Genomic DNA, 14,649 nt, shown 5'->3' on the forward strand with positions numbered 1-14,649 from the left:
CACGTTTATGTCTCAGGGTTTTATACAGTTCCCAAATATTGATCCCGTGCTGATTGCGATTGGCCCTATATCCATTCGCTGGTACGGCTTAATGTATTTAGTTGGTTTTGTTTTTGCGATGTGGCTTGCCAATCGCAGAGCGGACAAACCAAATAGTGGCTGGACTCGTGAGCAAGTCTCGGATTTGCTGTTTGCTGGATTTTTAGGGGTGGTCATTGGTGGTCGTGTCGGTTATGTGTTGTTTTACAATTTTGATCTGTTTCTCCAAGACCCGCTCTATCTCTTTAAAGTGTGGACAGGCGGGATGTCTTTCCATGGTGGTCTACTTGGCGTGATCAGCGCAATGTTTTGGTATGCACGGAAAAATAACCGAACGTTTTTTGGTGTCGCCGATTTTGTGGCTCCTTTGGTTCCATTTGGTTTAGGCATGGGACGATTAGGCAACTTCATGAACAGTGAATTGTGGGGGCGAGTAACCGATGTTCCATGGGCGATCATTTTTCCAAACGGCGGGCCTTTGCCTCGCCATCCATCACAGCTTTATGAGTTTTTCTTAGAAGGGATTGTGCTGTTTATTATATTGAACCTGTTTATCCGCAAAAATCGGCCAATTGGTTCAGTCTCAGGGCTATTTTTGATAGGCTACGGGACATTCCGTTTCCTTGTTGAATATGTTCGTGAACCTGATGCACAATTAGGATTGTTCGCTGGATTTATCTCCATGGGGCAAATCCTGTCGCTACCGATGATCATTGTCGGTGCACTGATGATGGTATGGGCGTACAAGGTTAACCATAAAGTGACTCAATAGTGTTAAGGATAGTTTGTGAAACAGTATCTTGAACTTTGTCAGCGAATTGTTGATGAGGGCGTTTGGATCGAAAATGAACGTACCGCCAAACGCTGCCTAACGGTGGTTAACGCTGATCTCACCTATGATGTAGGTCAGAATCAATTCCCGTTAGTGACAACGCGTAAAAGCTTCTGGAAAGCCGCAGTTGCTGAGCTACTTGGTTATATTCGTGGCTACGATAATGCAGCCGACTTTCGCGCTTTAGGAACCAAAACGTGGGATGCGAATGCGAATTTAAATGCAGCTTGGCTTAACAATCCATACCGCAAAGGTGAAGATGATATGGGCCGCGTGTACGGCGTTCAAGGACGTGCGTGGGCCAAGGCGGATGGTGGGCAGATTGATCAACTGCGTAAGATTGTTGATGATCTTTCACGTGGCGTTGATGATAGAGGCGAAATCCTAAACTTTTATAACCCAGGTGAGTTTCATATGGGCTGCTTGCGCCCCTGCATGTACAGTCATCACTTTTCGTTGTTGGGTGATACTTTGTATCTCAATAGTACGCAACGCTCGTGTGATGTCCCGCTTGGCTTGAATTTTAATATGGTTCAGGTCTACGTGTTCCTCGCAATTATGGCGCAAATTACCGGCAAAAAAGCCGGCGTGGCCTACCATAAGATCGTCAATGCGCATATCTATGAAGACCAACTGGCGTTGATGAAAGATGTACAACTTAAGCGTGAACCGCTCCCTATGGCGAAGTTTCATATCAACCCGAAAATTAAAACGCTAGAAGATCTTGAAACTTGGGTTACCTTGGATGATTTCTGGATTGAAGGCTACCAATGCCATGATGCCATCCAGTACCCATTTTCGGTTTAGTTGCTCTCTCGCATTATTAAAAAGTACTGTTTTCTAGTTGTAAAAAATCCCCGAAGCGTTGCTCGGGGATTTTTTTTGATCTGTCGTGTGGTTTGTTCGTTACTTAAGCCGTTAGTGCCAATATGCCACCAGGTAGGATAATAAAGACCGATAGCAAATAGACGGCGACAACCGACTTATTCTTAGTCGCCATTTCGGCGATCATTTCTGCGCCTTTAATTGGCAGTTCACGTAAAAACGGAACACCATAGATCAACACAGTGGCTAATACATTAAAGGTTAAGTGGACTAAGGCAATTTGCAAGGCAAATACCGCAAACTCACCAGAAACGGCCGTTGCCGCGAGTAGGGCGGTAATGCAAGTGCCAATATTAGCCCCTAAAGTGAATGGGTAAACATCGCGTACTTTCAATACACCAGTGCCGACCAGCGGAACCATTAAACTGGTGGTAGTTGAAGAAGATTGAACCAATACAGTGACGATTGAACCTGAAAGGATACCGTGCAGCGGTCCGCGTCCAATGGCATCTTTGAGTATCTCTTTCGCACGACCCACCATCAAACTCTTCATGAGCTTACCCATGACAGTGATAGCCACAAAAATGGTCGCAATACCAAGAACAATCAACATCACGCCACCTATAACTTCACCAAAAGTGATCAGCTGGCCTTTTAGTGCCGTGATAATTGGGCTCGTGATAGGTTTGATAAAATCGAGTCCTTTCATGCTCATATCACCAGTAGAGAGCAAAGGTGACACAAGCCAATGAGAAATTTTCTCTAAAATACCAAACATCATCTCTAACGGTAGGAAAATCAGTACCGCCAAAAGATTAAAGAAGTCGTGAATTGTTGCACTTGCAAAAGCGCGTTTAAATTCGATTTGGCAACGAACGTGTCCAAGGCTAACAAGCGTGTTGGTTACTGTGGTGCCAATATTGGCACCCATGACCATTGGGATCGCCATTTCAACAGGTAATCCGCCAGCCACAAGACCGACAATGATAGAGGTTACGGTGCTTGAAGATTGAATCAATGCTGTGGCGACTAACCCTATCATCAACCCCGCTATTGGGTGTGAGGCAAACTCAAACAGTACCTTAGCTTGATCACCTGTCGCCCATTTAAATCCACTACCTACCATCGCCACTGCAAGTAGCAGTAGGTAGAGCATGAATGCCAAGTTCGCCCAACGCAGCCAACGAGTGGTACTCGCAATGGGTGCAGCAGTAGTTGTCGCTTGGTTCATTTTCTTTTCTCCATTGACCTTTTGAGTGTTGTTCGGTCTGTTGTTGAATCTGAGCGAGATAGTAGAGAATAATTATTTCATTTATATGACAGTGGGTTTCTCATTGATAACTCTGATAAAAACAAGTTTCACGGTGACTTTTAATTCTTTATTTATTGAATTTTCATGATGTTATGCGATTTTAACAGCGTAGAGGAGGAGGGCGAGGGACGCTAGTTTTAGATATTTTATGACGAAGTTGTCATTTTTGAACTCTAACTGTTCGGTATTAAGATTAGCTAACGTTCTTAAGTTCGGTTTTTCCGAGTTAATTGCTCATTTGGCTTGGGTTTGTTATAAACAACGACCAGATAAAATTGAGTGTCCTTATCATGTTTCACCTCAACTACAATCATCTTTACTACTTCTGGATGGTATGCAAGCAGGGATCGGTCACTAAAGCTGCAGAAGCACTCTTCTTGACTCCGCAAACCGTCACTGGGCAAATTAAGGCTTTTGAAGAGCGCATGGATGGTAAGCTTACTAAGCGTAATGGTCGTAGCATTGAACCGACAGAACTTGGGCAACTGGTTTTTAAATATGCTGACCGGATGTTCGGCTTAAGTTATGAGATGCTCGATATTGTCAATTATAGTCAGCGCTCTAATCTGCTGTTTGATGTAGGAGTGGCGGATGCCCTCTCTAAACGGCTTGTCAGTAAAATACTGATGACGACAGTCCCGGCCGATAGCAGTATCCACTTGCGTTGTTTTGAATCGACCCATGAAATGTTGTTAGAGCAACTTTCACAACACAAATTGGATATGATTCTCTCTGATTATCCCGTCGATTCCAGCCAAAGCCCGGGCCTGTTCAGCAAAAAACTGGGTGAGAGTCACATGAGTTTTTTTTGTTCAGGCAAGGTTGAAAATGTCTCTTTTCCCGCCATTTTAGAGCAGAGAAAGTTGTTGATACCGGGAAGCCGAACCGCGATGGGGCGTAATCTATTGCAATGGTTTGACCGTCAAGGCCTGAAGCCGAATATTCTGGGGGAGTTTGATGATGCGGCATTGATGAAAGCTTTTGCGCGTTATCATCATGATGCAATTTTTTTAGCGCCCTCAATCTATGTGACTGAAGTTGGTGATGATCTTCCTTTGCAACTCATCGGTCAGATTGATGATTTAAAAGAAGAGTACTACGTCATTTTTGCTGAGAGGATGATCCAACATCCGGCAGTGAAAAATGTTTGCGATGCAGATTTTAATAATTTGTTTGTATGATGCTTTCACTACTAACGATAAATAGATTATTATCTCATTATCTAGCAATATTATTAATTATCGCTTGCCAAGTAATACTAATCTAAACTGGTTATACGCCTTCTGATGCCGTTATTGACGCTCTATTGAATGGTTGCCGTCATAAACGGTATAACAATTAAACTACGTAGAAAAAGGTACTAACCTTACTTATAAACTCATAACCTGTTGGGTTAAGGAAGATGCAAACTTGTGATGCGTTTGATGTAAGAAGTTGTTCCAAGGGAGCTTATTCATGAACCTACAAGAAATGGAAAAAAATTCCGCTAAAGCAGTGGTGTTGTTAAAGGCTATGGCTAACGAAAGACGCCTACAAATATTGTGTTTATTACACAATCAAGAACTGTCGGTTGGTGAGCTATGTGGGAAATTAGAATTGAGTCAATCGGCACTTTCGCAGCATCTTGCTTGGTTAAGAAGAGATGGGTTAGTGGATACAAGAAAAGAAGCTCAGACGGTTTACTACACACTCAGCAGCCATGAGATCAAGGCGATGATTGAGTTGTTACACGGTTTATACTGCCGCTAGTGTTTTGAAAAATACACAATCCGAAATTATGTTTCAGTAACATAGTTCGGATTTTTTATATTAAAATTAGAGTAAATACTTTACTTGACACTGCGGATATAAAAAAACCGGCCTTAGCCGGTTTTTATTTTCGCGTGGAACCAAGTCTAAATTATAGAGCTTTGATTGCTGCAGCGAAACGAGACTTATGGCGAGCAGCTTTGTTCTTGTGAACAAGACCTTTAGTCGACATACGGTCAAGGATTGGTGTAACTGCAGCAAATGCAGCAGTTGCAGCTTCTTTATCGCCAGCTGCGATAGCTGCGATGGTTTTCTTCATGTAAGTGCGCATCATAGAACGACGGCTAGCATTATGCTGACGACGTTTCTCAGCTTGGATAGCGCGCTTCTTAGCAGATTTACTATTTGCCAAGGGTCTAACTCCCAAAAACTTAGTTCGGTGACAATTTAAGGGCGGGGAATATCCCTTATTTGCTCTCAATTGTCAAATGATTTGTGCAAAAACCGTTCTAGGCCAAACAAATTTTGGTATAGGAAGGTCATCGCGGTTAAGATGCGGGGATTCTAACAGTATTTTTTTTCCAATGCTAATACTTATCTGATCTCGCACTGACATTCCTTATGTGTTGCTGTGGATAATGACGTTTTGGCTTGTTTTTCGAGGTAATAGTGAGCAAACGCCTACTCAAATCTGGCTTGATTGTCAGTGCTATGACGTTGATTTCTCGTGTGTTGGGCCTAGTTCGTGACGTAGTTGTTGCGAATTTGATGGGGGCAGGTGCGAGTGCCGATGTTTTTTTCTTTGCTAATAAAATTCCTAACTTTTTACGTCGGCTATTTGCCGAAGGGGCTTTTTCTCAAGCGTTTGTTCCAGTACTGACCGAATACCATTCATCCGGAGATATCAATAAAACACGCGAGCTGATCGCTAAAGCATCTGGCACATTGGGGGTGATTGTCACTTTGGTGACTGTTGTGGGGATCTTATGCTCTGGTGCGGTCACGGCACTGTTTGGGGCTGGTTGGTTTTTAGATTGGCTTAATGATGGTCCTGATGCGCATAAGTTTGAGCTTGCGAGTTTATTATTAAAAATCACTTTTCCTTACTTATGGTTTATCACTTTTGTTGCTTTATCAGGAGCGATTCTCAATACCCTGGGCAAATTTGCCGTCTCTTCTTTCACCCCTGTATTTTTGAATGTAATGATCATCGGTTGCGCTTGGTTTTTGTCGCCGCACTTACAGCAACCGGAAATTGGCTTGGCGATTGGCGTCCTTCTTGGGGGATTGGTCCAGTTTCTATTTCAAATTCCATTTTTGCTCAAAGCAGGTTTATTGGTTTGGCCTCAATGGGGTTGGAATGAACCGGGGGTTGTGAAAATTCGCACTTTGATGTTGCCCGCTCTTTTTGGAGTATCGGTCAGTCAAATTAACTTATTGCTGGACACCTTCATTGCCAGCTTCTTACAAACGGGCTCCATCAGCTGGCTTTACTATTCAGATCGTTTGCTAGAATTTCCGTTAGGCTTATTTGGTATTGCGATCGCTACCGTTATTTTGCCTGCATTATCCCGTAAACATGTTGATGCCCACAGCGAAGGATTTTCGCAAACCATGGATTGGGGTATTCGTATGGTTTGTCTGCTCGGTTTTCCTGCGATGTTAGGCCTGATTGTGTTGGCAAAACCGATGCTTATGGTGCTATTTATGCGAGGTGAGTTTACCCCGAATGATGTCAATCAAACGGCGTTGTCACTCTATGCATTTGGTTTGGGCTTGATCAGTTTTATGCTGATCAAAGTGCTTGCACCAGGGTACTACTCTCGGCAAGACACCAAAACGCCAGTTCGTTATGGCATTATCGCCATGATCTCTAATATGGTCTTCAATGCACTTTTAGCGTGGCATTTAAGTTATGTTGGTTTGGCGTTAGCTACGTCATTATCTGCTTTTATCAACATGGCTCTGCTTTACCGAGGGTTACATGTGCAAGGGGTGTATCAGATCACCCGTAAAACTATTGGTTTTATTATTCGCTTAATGGTGGCCAGCAGTGCGATGGTTGTGGTCATTGTTTGGCAATTGGAAGAAATGTCAACGTGGCTAGAGTGGAGCCTGACACAGAGGGCTACATCATTGGTGATGCTGATCAGTATCGGTGCGGTCAGTTATTTGCTTTGCCTAGCCGTGCTTGGCGTGCGTTTAAAAGACTTAAAAGCGGCGACAGATTAATGGTGATTAGTATATAATCCGTCGGTTTCGCACCTTGCTAATTGAGAACTATAGGTTTTAAGCATTTTCTAATGGAATTGATTCGCGGCATTCACAATATCAAGCCACAGCATCATGGCTGTGTATTAACCATCGGAAACTTTGATGGTGTTCATTTAGGACATCAGCAAGTTTTGAAGCAAGTATCCAAGAAAGCGCAATTATTGGGTTTACCTTCGGTGGTCATGACGTTTGAACCGCAGCCATTAGAATTATTTGCCAAGCACAATGCACCAGCTCGATTAACTCGATTACGTGATAAATTTGTGCAATTGAACAAGCAGTCGGTTGACAGATTGTTATGTGTGAATTTTAACCAGCACTTTGCTAATTTAACGGCAGAAGCTTTTATTCGTGACTTGTTGGTCGCTCAGTTGGGTGTTAAGTTTCTGGTGATTGGTGATGATTTTTGTTTTGGTAAAAATCGCCAAGGTAATTTCAGTATGCTGCAGCAAGCTGGACAACAGTTTGGTTTTGAGGTGGTAAGTACCCACAGTTTTTGCTTGCAACAACAAAGAGTGAGTAGTACTGCTATTCGTAACGCTTTAGCAAGCGATGACTTAGTGTTAGCTAAGCAGATGCTCGGTCGTGATTACGGTATCAGTGGTCGAGTGTCGCATGGTCAAAAGTTAGGGCGAACCATTGGTTTTCCTACAGCGAACATTCCGCTTAAGCGCTGTGTTTCACCGGTCTCTGGTGTTTACGTCGTCAATGTCTATGGCCTTGATAACTCGCCCATCGGAGGAATTGCCAATATTGGTAATAGGCCAACAGTCAACGGGGTTCGCCAACAACTTGAAGTACACTTGTTTGACTTTCATGCCAATTTATATGGCAAACAGCTAGAAGTGGCACTTTTACATAAGCTTCGAGATGAAAAGAAATTTGAATCTTTTGGAGCGTTAAAGCAACAAATTGAATTGGATGCTGATGCGGCAAGGGTGTGGTTGCATCAGCTAAAGAATTAGTCGGATTATTCCACCGATTAATATCATGTCTAACGTCGCCCAATATAACGGAATTAAGAATCGATGAGTGATTATAAAGATACCCTGAACCTACCTGAAACAGGGTTTCCAATGCGTGGCGATCTGGCTAAACGTGAGCCAGAAATGTTAAAGCGTTGGTATCAAGAAGATCTTTACGGCGAAATCCGTAAAGCCAAAAAAGGCAAAAAATCTTTCGTATTGCACGATGGCCCTCCTTATGCCAACGGTGATATTCATATTGGTCACGCACTGAATAAGATTCTTAAAGACATTATTATCAAATCGAAAACCTTATCTGGTTTTGACGCGCCTTACATCCCAGGTTGGGACTGTCACGGCCTACCTATCGAATTGATGGTAGAGAAAAAAGTCGGCAAACCGGGCCAGAAAGTGACCGCGGCTGAGTTTCGTGAAAAATGCCGTGAATATGCAGCAGGTCAAGTGGAAGGCCAGAAAGAGAGCTTTAAGCGTTTGGGCATCATGGGTGAGTGGGATAAACCTTATCGCACCATGGATTTCGCCACCGAGGCGAACATTATTCGCGCATTGGGTAAAATTGCCGATAAAGGCCACCTGCTGAAAGGTTTCAAACCTGTTCACTGGTGTACTGATTGTGGTTCAGCACTGGCTGAAGCGGAAGTTGAATACAAAGATAAAGTGTCACCTTCGATTGACGTACGATTCAAAGCAGCCGATGAAGCGGCGCTGCTTGAAAAGTTCACGCTCGCGGCTGATCACGCCGGCCACGGTGAAGTGTCGATTGTCATTTGGACAACCACACCTTGGACCTTGCCAGCTAACCGCGCAGTCTGCTTACGTGATGATCTTGAATATGTTTTGTTGCAAATTGAAGCAGACGGTGAACGCCCTGCTGAACGCATTATCGTTGCGTCAGAACTTGCAAAAAGTGTCATGGATCGTGCTGGCATCAGTCATTACCACAACCTTGGTTTTTGCCGAGGTGCAGACCTAGAACTAATGCCTTTTAATCATCCATTTTACGCATTTACTGTGCCTGCGATTTTGGGTGAGCACGTAACTACTGAATCGGGTACTGGTGTCGTTCATACTGCACCTGGTCATGGTCAAGAAGACTTCGTGGTCGGTCAGCAATACGGCCTTGAAGTAGCCAATCCTGTCGGTTCAAACGGCGTATATCTAGCAGACACCGAGCTATTTGCTGGTCAACATGTGTTTAAAGCGAATGACTCTGTACTTGAAGTACTGAAAGAAAAAGGTGCTTTGTTGCACCACCATGCCTACGAGCATAGCTATCCTCACTGCTGGCGTCATAAAACTCCAATCATTTTCCGTGCAACACCACAATGGTTTGTCTCTATGGAGCAAGCCGGTCTACGCGCCCAAGCTCTAGAATCGATCAAAGGCGTACAATGGATGCCGGAATGGGGTCAAAGCCGCATCGAAGCAATGATTGAAGGTCGTCCTGAATGGTGTATTTCTCGTCAGCGTACTTGGGGTGTACCGATTGCGTTATTTGTGCACAAAGAGACGGCAGAACTTCATCCTAATAGCCCTGCGCTGATTGAAACAGTGGCGCAATTGGTAGAACAAAAAGGGATTCAAGCGTGGTGGGATGTCGACACTGCTGAGATCTTGGGCGAGGAAGATGCCAAGCATTACGAAAAAGTACTCGATACACTGGATGTGTGGTTCGACTCTGGTGTAACTCACTACGCCGTTGTTGATAAGCGTGAAGAGTTCAATGGCCACGGTGCAGATCTGTACCTTGAAGGTTCAGATCAGCATCGTGGTTGGTTCCAATCTTCATTGATTTCATCGGTAGCAATGAAAGGTGCTGCGCCTTACAAACAAGTATTGACGCATGGCTTTGTGGTCGATGGTCATGGCCGCAAGATGTCAAAATCAATCGGCAACGTGGTTGCGCCAAAAGATGTCACCAATAAACTGGGTGCAGACATCCTGCGTCTATGGGTTGCATCGACTGATTACACTGGTGAAGTGGCGGTTTCTGACGAAATTCTAAAACGTTCGGCGGATGCTTATCGCCGTATCCGTAATACAGCACGTTTCTTCTTAGCCAACCTCAATGGGTTTAACCCAGCAACGGATATGGTTGCAGCTGATGAGATGGTGTCGCTGGATCGCTGGGCCGTAGGCCGTGCCTTTGCGGCGCAACAAGAAATTGTCAAAGCATATGAAGAGTATAATACGCATGGCGTGATCCAACGCTTGATGCACTTCTGCTCAATTGAAATGGGTTCGTTCTACCTTGATGTGATTAAAGATCGCCAATACACCGCTAAACAAGGTGCACATGCACAGCGTAGCTGTCAAACGGCGCTGTATTACATCGTTGAGGCTTTGGTTCGTTGGATGGCACCGATCATGTCATTTACGGCTGATGAAATTTGGAACGAAATGCCAGCGATGCAAGCTAATGGCGAGCCGCGTGAAAAATTTGTCTTCACGGGTGAGTGGTTTGAAGGTCTGTTTGGGTTAACTGAAGGCGAAGAGTTGAACAATGAATTTTGGGCAGAGATGCAAAAAGTTCGTAGCTCGGTGAACAAGTTGCTTGAAACTGCTCGTAGTGAAAAAATCATTGGTGGCTCATTACAAGCTGAAGTGGTGCTGTTTGCTGATGATGCTTTAGTGGCTCAGTTAAACAAGCTTGAAGATGAACTGCGTTTTGTACTGCTGACATCAAAAGCGATAGTGAAGCCTCTGGCTGAGAAAAGCGATGCGGCACAAGCAACGGAAACTGCAGGTTTGTTTGTGTTGGTGAGCGCAACCGAAGCAGAGAAGTGCGATCGTTGTTGGCATCATACTCCTGACGTAGGCACTATCACCGGTCATGAAACTATTTGTGGCCGTTGTGTGTCGAACGTGGATGGTGAAGGCGAAGTTCGTAAGTTCGCTTAATAATATTGGGATTCAATATGGCAGAGCAGACGCTTACTTGGAAACAATCAGGAGTTCGCTGGCTATGGCTAGCGCTGCTGGTCTTTACCCTTGATGTCGGTATAAAGCTGATGGTCATGGATAACATGGGGTATGGTTGGGCAAATCGCATCGAAGTAATGCCTTTTTTTAACCTACTTTATGTACATAACTATGGTGCGGCATTTAGCTTTTTAGGCGATCAAGCGGGTTGGCAACGTTGGTTGTTTACCGCTATTGCCTTTGCGGTGACGGGGCTCCTCACTTACTGGATGAGTAAGCTGCCTGCGCAAGAGAAGTGGCATAATATCGCTTATGCCATGATTATTGGTGGCGCAATCGGCAACGTGTTTGATCGTATCGTGCACGGTTTTGTGGTTGATTATCTTGATTTCTACTGGGGTAATTATCACTGGCCAGCGTTTAACTTGGCTGACAGTGCCATTTGCCTTGGTGCAGCAATGATTATCCTTGATGGCTTTCGTAAAAAAGACGATGCGCACTCATAATGGCTAAAATAGTTGAATAACCCTAAGCGCTGTCTGTTGATTCAGGTGGCGCTTTTTGTTTACTCTTCATCTCTAAAAATACGGTGGCGATAGGCGTACTAAAAACGGGCATTTTTATTTCGTTATGGATGCCTTGTCTCCACACTAAAATAAATAAAGAGAAATCACGTGACGACAATAAAAGCAAACAGTGCGGTAACCCTACACTTTACCATTAAATTAAAAGATGGCTCTATTGCGGATAGCACTCATAATATGGGCAAACCAGCGAAATTGGTTATTGGTGATGGCAGTCTAAGCGACAATTTTGAGTTGTGCTTAATCGGTCTGAGTGCCGGAGAATCCAAAACCATTGAGTTAAAAGCCGAAGACGCGTTTGGTTTGTCTAACCCAGATAACATCCACCATATGGATCGCGCCAAATTTGCCAGTAATACTGAGGTGGAAGTTGGCACGATTATGGCGTTTAGTGGCCGCGATGGCTTAGAAATTCCTGGTATTATCACCGCTATTGCGGGCGATTCGGTAACGGTTGATTTTAACCACCCACTTGCAGGACAAGATGTCATTTTTGATGTTGAAATTTTGTCTGTAGAATAATTGGCAACTTGCGATAACCCTATTCAATGAGCAATGAAATGAAAATATTGTTAGCCAACCCTCGTGGTTTTTGCGCCGGTGTTGATCGTGCGATCAGCATTGTTGAACGCGCACTTGAGCTGTATCAGCCTCCGATTTATGTACGACATGAAGTGGTGCATAACCGCTTTGTGGTGGAAGGGCTGAAGCAGCGCGGGGCCATTTTTGTTGAGGACTTACACGAAGTACCTGATGACAATATTGTTATCTTTTCTGCTCATGGCGTTTCGCAAGCGGTGAGACTTGAAGCGAAAGCGCGTGCATTAACCGTGTTTGATGCCACTTGCCCTTTGGTGACTAAAGTGCATATGGAAGTGGCTCGAGCCAGTCGCCGCAGTATGGAAGTAGTGTTGATTGGCCATGCAGGTCATCCTGAAGTGGAAGGAACCATGGGTCAATACGCCAGTAAAAAAGGCGGCATGTACTTGGTTGAAAAACCGGAAGATGTTGAATCGCTAAAAGCTATCGTTAAAGATCCGACTAATTTACATTATGTTAGCCAAACCACCTTGTCGGTGGATGAAACAGCCGATGTGATTGATAAATTGCGTGAAGTGTTTCCGGATATTCAGGGACCACGTAAAGATGATATCTGTTACGCGACACAAAACCGCCAAGATGCGGTGCGTCAACTTGCATTAGATGTTGATTTGGTGGTGGTGGTGGGCTCGAAAAACTCATCAAACTCTACGCGTTTAAAAGAATTGGCGGAAAAGATCGGAACGCCGGGTTACTTGATTGATTGCCCTGAAGATATTGATCCAACGTGGTTTGATGGTAAGAAAACCGTTGGCGTCACGGCCGGCGCATCGGCACCCGAAGCATTAGTGAATCAGATCCTAGATCGAATTAAAGAGCTTGGTGCTCAATCGGTTGAAGAAGTGCTTGGACGAGAAGAGAACATGTTTTTTGAAGTGCCCAAAGAGCTGCAAATCAAGCAAATCGACTAGTCAATAAAAAGTATTTGAATTAGACGTACCAATAAAAGAAGAAGGGCTTCCAAATGGAAGCCCTTTTCTATAACGCAAGCGAAGCGCCATTCACACTATGCAGTTTCTGTGACTGCTTTCGGTTTTTCTTCATCGGTAAGTTCGATGTCGCCTTTACCTTTGGAGATTCTAATTACATATATGGTTACGGACAGTGAGAACAAAATACCGGCAATGGTTGATGCTTGCATCGGTAAGCCAAAGCCTAATGCACTGTTATTAAGAATGAAGGTGGCACAAACCGTGGTCATAAACATCGCGGGGATAGTCGCAATCCAATGCAGTTTGTTATGGCGTAGTAAATAGGCGGAAGCGGTCCAAAGCATCATTACTGCTGTGGTTTGGTTGGCAAAACCGAAGTAGCGCCAAATAATACCGAAATCCACTTGAGTGAGAATGGCACCCAAAACAAACAGCGGCAGTGCCATGAACAAGCGATTACGCAGCGTTTTTTGTTCCATATTGAAATATTCAGCTAAGATCAAACGACTAGAGCGAAATGCAGTGTCGCCTGAGGTGATGGGTAGGATAACCACACCCAAGAAGGCGGTGATGCCGCCAAATACGCCCAATAAGCCAAAGGATGCGCTGTACACAACGTTACCCGGGCCGCCGTTTTTCACTGCTTCTGATAAACCTTCCAATGAGCCAAAGAAAGAGAGTGCAATCGCACACCAGATAAGTGCGATAATGCCTTCACCAATCATGGCACCGTAAAACACGAAGCGGCCATTTTTTTCATTTTCCATACAGCGAGCCATCAATGGCGATTGAGTTGCATGGAAACCAGAGATAGCACCGCAAGCAATCGTGATAAAGAGCGCTGGCCAAAGTGGTAGGTCGTTCGGGTTCATGTTGCTGAACATGTCGCTCATTTCAAAACCGCCCATCACAGTGTGTTCACTGGAAAGTGCAATCGCGGTCATTAAGCCAACCGACATAAAGATCAACAATGCGCCGAACAGTGGGTAGAAACGGCCGATGATTTTATCGACAGGAACGATGGTGGCGAGAATGTAGTAAGCGAAAATAATCACCACCATTGAGGTCATGCTCACCGTTAGACTCGTTTGCTCGTTAATCAGATTGGTGATCATCCCTGCAGGCGCTGAAACGAAAACAACCCCTACAAGCAGTAGCAGTACAATGGCAAAAATGTTCATAAAATGTTTGGCGCCATTGCCTAGGTAACGGCCGGTTATGGTGGGCACTGAAGCGCCGCCATTGCGTACCGACAACATGCCTGAAAAGTAGTCATGCACCGCACCTGCAAAAATACAGCCGACGACAATCCACAACATTGCTGCAGGACCATAGAGTGCGCCCATAATTGGGCCGAAAATTGGGCCTACGCCAGCAATATTAAGCAATTGTACCAAGTAGACTTTTTTGGTCGACATAGGAACATAGTCCACGCCATCACTCATGGTGTGGGCCGGTGTTTTACGGTTCTCGTTAATACCAAATACTTTTTCTACAAAAGCGCCGTAGATAAAGTATCCGGCCAGTAGGGCTGCGACACAGGTAAGAAACCACATCATAGCAATTGTCCTTTATGAATGAATTAAGCTCACTG

The 14,649-nt window shown here is 44.5% G+C and carries 13 protein-coding genes; 10 read left to right on the top strand and 3 right to left on the bottom strand.

The window, feature by feature from the left end; translation table 11 throughout:
• Positions 1-7: 7 nt before the first annotated feature.
• A complete protein-coding gene (gene lgt / locus AACV32_RS04615) occupies positions 8-811 on the top strand; it encodes a prolipoprotein diacylglyceryl transferase (protein ID WP_013857591.1) in 804 nt (267 codons plus the stop codon).
• A 15-nt stretch (positions 812-826) separates the two neighbouring features.
• On the top strand, positions 827-1,678 hold the full coding sequence (locus AACV32_RS04620; protein WP_017043268.1) for a thymidylate synthase: 852 nt from the start codon (positions 827-829) through the stop codon (positions 1,676-1,678).
• A 103-nt stretch (positions 1,679-1,781) separates the two neighbouring features.
• Here AACV32_RS04620 and AACV32_RS04625 read toward each other — a convergent pair whose 3' ends face one another.
• Entirely contained in the window at positions 1,782-2,927 is a 1,146-nt protein-coding gene (locus AACV32_RS04625; RefSeq protein WP_170895694.1) for a Na/Pi symporter, read from the bottom strand.
• A 371-nt stretch (positions 2,928-3,298) separates the two neighbouring features.
• Between AACV32_RS04625 and nhaR the strand changes: the two genes are divergently transcribed.
• Positions 3,299-4,189, top strand: coding sequence for a transcriptional activator NhaR (nhaR, locus tag AACV32_RS04630; RefSeq protein WP_026027442.1), 891 nt, complete (start codon positions 3,299-3,301; stop codon positions 4,187-4,189).
• Positions 4,190-4,463: 274 nt separating this feature from the next.
• Positions 4,464-4,757, top strand: coding sequence for an ArsR/SmtB family transcription factor (locus AACV32_RS04635; protein WP_026028082.1), 294 nt, complete (start codon positions 4,464-4,466; stop codon positions 4,755-4,757).
• Positions 4,758-4,908: 151 nt separating this feature from the next.
• Here AACV32_RS04635 and rpsT read toward each other — a convergent pair whose 3' ends face one another.
• The gene (rpsT, locus tag AACV32_RS04640; RefSeq protein WP_026027444.1) at positions 4,909-5,169 is read right to left on the bottom strand and encodes a 30S ribosomal protein S20; all 261 of its coding nucleotides are present in this window, start codon (positions 5,167-5,169) and stop codon (positions 4,909-4,911) included.
• A 257-nt stretch (positions 5,170-5,426) separates the two neighbouring features.
• Here rpsT and murJ point away from each other — a divergent pair, with 257 nt between their 5' ends.
• The 6 genes from murJ (at position 5,427) to ispH (ending at position 13,034) form a co-directional block, all read left to right on the top strand.
• Entirely contained in the window at positions 5,427-6,989 is a 1,563-nt protein-coding gene (gene murJ, locus AACV32_RS04645; RefSeq protein ID WP_026028080.1) for a murein biosynthesis integral membrane protein MurJ, read from the top strand.
• 71 nt (positions 6,990-7,060) lie between these two features.
• Positions 7,061-7,996: a bifunctional riboflavin kinase/FAD synthetase gene (gene ribF, locus AACV32_RS04650; RefSeq protein WP_026028079.1), complete on the top strand. Its 936-nt coding sequence runs from the start codon at positions 7,061-7,063 to the stop codon at positions 7,994-7,996.
• A gap of 63 nt (positions 7,997-8,059) precedes the next feature.
• Positions 8,060-10,918, top strand: coding sequence for an isoleucine--tRNA ligase (gene ileS / locus AACV32_RS04655; protein WP_017048821.1), 2,859 nt, complete (start codon positions 8,060-8,062; stop codon positions 10,916-10,918).
• Between the two features lie 17 nt (positions 10,919-10,935).
• Positions 10,936-11,445 (top strand): signal peptidase II, encoded by a 510-nt coding sequence (lspA, locus tag AACV32_RS04660; RefSeq protein ID WP_026028078.1) that lies wholly within the window; start codon positions 10,936-10,938, stop codon positions 11,443-11,445.
• A 168-nt stretch (positions 11,446-11,613) separates the two neighbouring features.
• Positions 11,614-12,045, top strand: coding sequence for an FKBP-type peptidyl-prolyl cis-trans isomerase (gene fkpB, locus AACV32_RS04665; RefSeq protein ID WP_017046295.1), 432 nt, complete (start codon positions 11,614-11,616; stop codon positions 12,043-12,045).
• A 26-nt stretch (positions 12,046-12,071) separates the two neighbouring features.
• Positions 12,072-13,034, top strand: a complete 963-nt coding sequence (ispH, locus tag AACV32_RS04670; protein WP_017047896.1) for a 4-hydroxy-3-methylbut-2-enyl diphosphate reductase — start codon at positions 12,072-12,074, stop codon at positions 13,032-13,034.
• 95 nt (positions 13,035-13,129) lie between these two features.
• Here ispH and AACV32_RS04675 read toward each other — a convergent pair whose 3' ends face one another.
• Positions 13,130-14,614, bottom strand: coding sequence for a carbon starvation CstA family protein (locus AACV32_RS04675; RefSeq protein WP_170895695.1), 1,485 nt, complete (start codon positions 14,612-14,614; stop codon positions 13,130-13,132).
• Between the last annotated feature and the right edge of the window lie 35 nt (positions 14,615-14,649).

The organism is Vibrio sp. B7, from assembly GCF_963888765.1.
Lineage (GTDB): Bacteria > Pseudomonadota > Gammaproteobacteria > Enterobacterales > Vibrionaceae > Vibrio > Vibrio anguillarum.

Excerpts from the sequence above, each read along its gene's own strand:
- ileS (WP_017048821.1), top strand. The coding sequence starts at position 8,060 with ATGAGTGATTATAAAGATACCCTGAACCTACCTGAAACAGGGTTTCCA.
- AACV32_RS04675 (WP_170895695.1), bottom strand. The coding sequence starts at position 14,614 with ATGATGTGGTTTCTTACCTGTGTCGCAGCCCTACTGGCCGGATACTTT.
- AACV32_RS04625 (WP_170895694.1), bottom strand. The coding sequence starts at position 2,927 with ATGAACCAAGCGACAACTACTGCTGCACCCATTGCGAGTACCACTCGT.
- ribF (WP_026028079.1), top strand. The coding sequence starts at position 7,061 with ATGGAATTGATTCGCGGCATTCACAATATCAAGCCACAGCATCATGGC.
- nhaR (WP_026027442.1), top strand. The coding sequence starts at position 3,299 with ATGTTTCACCTCAACTACAATCATCTTTACTACTTCTGGATGGTATGC.
- lspA (WP_026028078.1), top strand. The coding sequence starts at position 10,936 with ATGGCAGAGCAGACGCTTACTTGGAAACAATCAGGAGTTCGCTGGCTA.
- lgt (WP_013857591.1), top strand. The coding sequence starts at position 8 with ATGTCTCAGGGTTTTATACAGTTCCCAAATATTGATCCCGTGCTGATT.
- ispH (WP_017047896.1), top strand. The coding sequence starts at position 12,072 with ATGAGCAATGAAATGAAAATATTGTTAGCCAACCCTCGTGGTTTTTGC.
- AACV32_RS04635 (WP_026028082.1), top strand. The coding sequence starts at position 4,464 with ATGAACCTACAAGAAATGGAAAAAAATTCCGCTAAAGCAGTGGTGTTG.